The following is an 855-nucleotide window of genomic DNA, read 5'->3' as shown; positions in this document are numbered from 1 at the left end:
TGCTGCCTTCTGTCCGGCCTGTTGATGCAGCCTTGGCTGCTGGCCCGTATGGGAGTGCGCGGGATGGATCCAGATCTGTTACGCGTGCTTGCGAGCACATAGCGGGAAGCTGGTTTTTCCGGCCCCGTTTTACCGACTGTTGTGCCATACTCTCCTTCGATCGCTTGCCGTCCTCGACGGCCTCTGGCGGGTCGGGCGGCTAGGCCGCCTTTGCCACTGGAGCTCTGTAATCTTCTTGTTTGGTGAGCACCGCCCAGACGATGCGCGCCGTCTTGTTGGCCTGTGCCACCGTCACCAGCATGCGCGGCTTGCGTGCCAGCATGCCGGCCAGCCACGGCCGTTCGGGCGCGCCGGGCCGGCTCGCGTGGCGCACCACCGCGCTGCTGCCGATGATCAGCAGGCGCCTGATCGTGCGCTCGCCCATCTTCGATGTCTTGCCCAGCCGCTGCTTGCCGCCTGATGACTTCTGCAAGGGCGTCAGCCCCAGCCAGGCGGCGAAGTCCCGCCCGCGCCGGAAGCCTTCGAGCGGCGGCGCCAGCGCCGCAATCGCGGTCGCCGCGAGCGGTCCGATGCCGGGGATGGTCATCAGCCGCCTGGCCACCGCATCCTCGCGGGCCCGCCTTGCGATCTCCTTGTCCAGGTCCGCGATCCGGCGGTCGAGCTCATCCACCATGGCGAGCATGACCTCGAGCATCGCAACCGCCGCTTGCGGTAGCGAGGCGCCAGCCTCCTCCTCCAGCAGATCAGCCAGCGTCGCCACGTGGCTACGGCCTTGCGGTGCCACCCAGCCATACTCGGCCATGTGGCCGCGGAGTGCATTGATCGTCTGCGTGCGTTGGCGCACGAACAGGTCCC

Annotated in this window: 1 protein-coding gene; it reads right to left on the bottom strand. The window is 67.7% G+C overall.

Features of this window, described 5'->3' with window-relative positions:
- Positions 1–199: 199 nt before the first annotated feature.
- On the bottom strand, positions 200–855 hold a 656-nt coding region (locus ABD050_RS28950), incomplete at its 5' end, for an IS110 family RNA-guided transposase (protein ID WP_343893058.1).

It is taken from the genome of Sphingomonas oligophenolica (assembly GCF_039522915.1).
Lineage (GTDB): Bacteria > Pseudomonadota > Alphaproteobacteria > Sphingomonadales > Sphingomonadaceae > Sphingomonas > Sphingomonas oligophenolica.
This window is presented reverse-complemented; position numbering and strand designations above follow the sequence as displayed.